This window comes from Paratractidigestivibacter sp., assembly GCF_052362415.1.
In the GTDB taxonomy this organism is placed as follows: Bacteria; Actinomycetota; Coriobacteriia; order Coriobacteriales; family Atopobiaceae; genus Paratractidigestivibacter.
The window spans coordinates 1-3,716 of record NZ_DAWEMK010000139.1 but is presented as its reverse complement, the minus strand read 5'-3'; the positions used below and the strand labels follow the sequence as shown (position 1 = coordinate 3,716).

The 3,716-nt window shown below is 67.9% G+C and carries 5 protein-coding genes; 1 reads left to right on the top strand and 4 read right to left on the bottom strand.

Annotated elements, in window-relative coordinates:
* Positions 1-147: 147 nt before the first annotated feature.
* Together rpmB and ACT84W_RS09885 are read right to left on the bottom strand one after the other, a co-directional pair.
* Positions 148-336, bottom strand: a complete 189-nt coding sequence (gene rpmB / locus ACT84W_RS09890) for a 50S ribosomal protein L28 (protein WP_417574961.1) — start codon at positions 334-336, stop codon at positions 148-150.
* 509 nt (positions 337-845) lie between these two features.
* The gene (locus ACT84W_RS09885) at positions 846-2,231 is read right to left on the bottom strand and encodes a thiamine diphosphokinase (RefSeq protein WP_444329090.1); all 1,386 of its coding nucleotides are present in this window, start codon (positions 2,229-2,231) and stop codon (positions 846-848) included.
* A 142-nt stretch (positions 2,232-2,373) separates the two neighbouring features.
* Here ACT84W_RS09885 and ACT84W_RS09880 point away from each other — a divergent pair, with 142 nt between their 5' ends.
* Entirely contained in the window at positions 2,374-2,610 is a 237-nt protein-coding gene (locus ACT84W_RS09880; RefSeq protein WP_444329089.1) for an FmdB family zinc ribbon protein, read from the top strand.
* A 352-nt stretch (positions 2,611-2,962) separates the two neighbouring features.
* On the opposite strand, the gene ACT84W_RS09875 is transcribed toward ACT84W_RS09880, so the two are convergent.
* Both ACT84W_RS09875 and ACT84W_RS09870 read right to left on the bottom strand, forming a co-directional pair.
* On the bottom strand, positions 2,963-3,436 hold the full coding sequence (locus ACT84W_RS09875) for a hypothetical protein (protein WP_444329088.1): 474 nt from the start codon (positions 3,434-3,436) through the stop codon (positions 2,963-2,965).
* Positions 3,433-3,716: hypothetical protein (locus tag ACT84W_RS09870; RefSeq protein WP_444329087.1), on the bottom strand; the 284-nt coding region annotated here is incomplete at its 5' end. The genes ACT84W_RS09875 and ACT84W_RS09870, both read right to left, overlap by 4 nt.

Here is a 3,716-nt window from a genome sequence, read left to right as displayed (position 1 = left end):
CCCCAGACCAGACGCCTCCCCTCGCGGAACGGCTCCGTGGAACGCCGTGGCGCATAGACTAAGGCATCAGAGCGCACACGGGGGAGCTACATACAAAAGGCGGCCGACGATGCGGCCTCCCATGGATTCTCTAGGAGAGATGGCGCCTTAGCTGCGGGCGATCTTGCCGGACTTGAGGCAACGGGTGCAGACGTTGGCCTTGCGCTTGTGGCCGTCGACGACGACGGTGACGCGCTGGATGTTCGGCTTGAACGTACGGTTGACGACGCGGTGAGAGTGGCTGATGGTGTGACCAGCAACCGGGTGCTTACCGCAGAACTCACAAACCTTCGACATGGTTAGACCTCCTCGGGGGCGCGGCGCACAGCTGCGCCCGCATTTCACAAAGCCGTATGAATATAACACAGGCCGCGCGGCCTGCATACGAGAAACACAGGTTGATTGTGCAGTTTTTGTCACGGCTTGGAGCAGGAGTCGTGGGTTGGTGCGTTTGTCGTGTCGCTCGGGTCGGTATTGTAGCGCGAGCGGCGCCGGAGCGAGTGCGCAGCGCGGCAAAGTCCGCGGGTGCGACAGATTCTTCGCAAAACTCGGTGCGGGCGGGAGCGGTGCCCACCCGGAGCATTGCCCGCCTGGACCGCTTCTTGCGGACGGCGCTTCTCGCGGGGGGCGTTTCCCGCGGGCGGCGCTCCTTGCGGGCGGCGCTTCTCCCAAGCGTCCTTCTTTCCGACGTTCGCACCCGGATGGACCATATGGAAGGCCGTATTTGCCCCTCATGTAGTCCGTTCTGGTGCGATCGTCCGCAGAGAAGGGCGACGCCGCGGGGTTGCGGCACCTACTTGCGGCGCCTACCTGATGAGGAACGCCGCGAGGGCGCCGGCGTGGCAGGTCGCGCGGGCGCCCGCCGCTACGACGACGTTGGAGATGCCGAGGTCGTCGAGACGCCCCATCGGCTTGTTCTCGAGCGGCCACTGCATGCCGCAAAGGTCGATGCGCGTCCCCGGCGCCACGGCCACCGCCGAGAAGGTGCGCCCGACGGCGTCCTCCCCCATCTGCCAGGCGGCCTCCCCCTCCGGGCGAAGGATGCGCAGCTCGAAGCCGTCCTCGACCATGTGCGCGCTCGCTGCTGGTGCCGAGGACAGCAGGCCGACGACCGCCAGGAAGTGGTCGGGACGGCCGCCCGATGCGCAGGTAAGGGTTATCGTCAGAGGGCGCCCCCGCCGCGAGGCCTCGTGGGCGGCGCAGTCGAGGCCGAGCGCGAGGTCGGTCGCGTACTTCTCGGCGGGAAAGCGGATGTCCGTGCGCGCGTGGGCACGGGCCCAGGCGGCCGCCTGCGCGCTCACGGAGTCGGCGTCCCCCACAAAGACGTCCGGCGCAGCCTCGGCCGCCAGGAGCGCCTCGGCCCCGCGGTCGACCGCGACCACGTAGTCGGCCTCATCGGCCAGCGCGCGCACGAGATCGGGCGAGCTCGCCTCGGGCGAGCCGTCGACGACGAGGACCTGAAGCGGCTCGGCGGCGCGGACGTCGGCCGCCCTCGCGGGCGCGGCGGGGGCCTCGTAGTCGCGCAGCAGCGCGAGGCTCAGCTCAGCGTAGCCGTGGACGTAGACGTCGCAGTAGGGGCGCACGTCCTCCTCCCGGCGGCCGTCGTGGTCGTTCATCAGGCCAACCACGCGGAAACCCGCCTTGTGCGAGGTCTGGACGCCGAAGGGCGCGTCCTCGAAGACCCACACACCGGCGCGCTGCTCGGGGTCGTCGGCATCGAGCCCGAGCCGGCGGCACGCCTCGAGGTAGACGTCGGGGAACTCCTTGTCGCGCCCGCCGACGTCCTCGGTCGAGACCGTGTCGCGGAAAAAGCCGGAAAGCCCGTGCGCCTCGAGCGCGACCGTGAACTCGCGCACGGGCGTCGAGCTCGCCACGACCATGGGGATGCCCGCGGCCGCGAGCTCCTCGAGGAGCTCGCGCGCGCCGGGAAACATCTGGATCTCGTGCGCGTAGCAGTCACGCACATGGGCGCAGACCGCCTCGTAGACGTCGTCGGCCGAGTCGCCGAAGCCGAACTCCTCGTGGTCGATCCGGCACATCTCCTTGAGCGAGAGGGGCTCGACGCGCTCGAAGAACCCGTCCGGCATCGCGGCGCCGTAATGCGTGAACACCCACTCGGTCGTCGCGGCCCACATTCCCATCGAGTCGACGATAGTGCCGTCGACATCGAAGATCGCCCCCAGGATGTCCATCGCTTCTCTCCCCCGCCGCGCGCCGAGGCGCGGCCACGTGTGTCGTAAGTGCGACTAATTATCGCAGCGCGGCGCGGGCGCGCGGTTTTCGGGTACAGTATCCGTTGCAAAAAACACGAGTCAGCACGGAGGTCCCTGGAACATGGCACGTTACGACTATCGCTGCGCCGCATGCGGCGACGTCTTTGAGGTCGAGCACGCGATGGGCGAGAAGCCCGTGGTCAAATGCCCCAAATGCGGCGGCGAGGCCGAGCAGGTCTTTGGCGCGAGCGGCATCGTCTTCAAGGGGTCGGGTTTCTACAACACCGACCAGCGCGGAGGCTCTAGCTGCACCGAGGCCACCAGCGGCGGTTGCTGCGAGGGCTGCCCGAACGCGTAGGGCAAGAAGCGCAGGGCAAAAATCACCTGCAAAGAAGCGCAGGCACGGGCCGGGCGGAATGCGCCGGGCCCGTGCCTGTTTTTTACGGCGAGCGAGCTTCGATGGGCGCGAGGGCAGGCGTCGTCAGCAGATCCCCTCTGGCGGCGATCAGATGAATTGCCGCTCGCTAAAAAGCGAGACCGTCGGTAAACGCGCGCGGGAATCCGGGAGGGTCGGTACCGATGGTCGCGGATTCCGGCGAGAAGTGCCCTTCTTTGCATGGGAATCCGGGAGGGTGGTACCGACGGTCCGGGTTAACGGTGAAGAGGCTACCGACGGTCCCCGATTCCCATGCGGGAAGAGCCACCGCCCCCTACGAATAAGGGCTGTACGAGATGGCGGTCACGTCGTCGCCGGCCGCATGCGAGCTCCCGGCGGCGGGTATAACGACGATCTCGTGCGCGTCCCAGGCCATGCAGCCGTACTCGCCCGCCCAAATGGCGATCACCAGCCCGTCCGGGGTCCCGTAGTAGCGCGAGTCGTCGGAGACAGTCTTGCTTAGGTTGTCGGAGGTCAGCTGATCCGGGAACGAGCCCTTGGAGTCGGGAGCATTCACGCACTTGGCGATCGCCTGCGCGGCGAGCGCGGAGACCTCGTCGCGCGACTTCCCGTAGACGCCCTGGCAAACGTCCGAGAAGCTAGCTTTCTTTCCGCAGGAGAGGTCCCGGAACTCGCCCGTGATGCGCCAAAACCCGCGCGTCGTCATCTGGTGCGAGAGCCGCGCGATCCGCACGCCCACGATGCTCCCGCCGACGGCCGTCCCCGTGGCGCTGTACTCGGTGGTCATTTGATTCCCGTGTGTAGCGACGCGAGCGTCGCCTCGAGGGCCTCTGCGCGACGCTTCTGGGCGGCGTCGTCGCGGCGCGTGGTCGCAGTGTTCGCGAGGGCGTCGGCCGCGTCCGGGGTCTCGCTACCGCCCTTCTTTGCGTAGTCGCGCGCCGCCGCAATCTGGTCGTCGGTCACGTCCGCGGCGTCGAGAGGATCGCCAAGCGGGATCTGCGCGTCCCCGCTCACATCGACCGGCTCGTCCTTGCCGAGCGCGTCACCGACCGTGACCTGAATCGTCC

Coding starts and splice junctions, on each gene's coding strand:
- ACT84W_RS09885 (WP_444329090.1), bottom strand. CDS start 2,231: ATGGACATCCTGGGGGCGATCTTCGATGTCGACGGCACTATCGTCGAC.
- ACT84W_RS09875 (WP_444329088.1), bottom strand. CDS start 3,436: ATGACCACCGAGTACAGCGCCACGGGGACGGCCGTCGGCGGGAGCATC.
- ACT84W_RS09880 (WP_444329089.1), top strand. CDS start 2,374: ATGGCACGTTACGACTATCGCTGCGCCGCATGCGGCGACGTCTTTGAG.
- rpmB (WP_417574961.1), bottom strand. CDS start 336: ATGTCGAAGGTTTGTGAGTTCTGCGGTAAGCACCCGGTTGCTGGTCAC.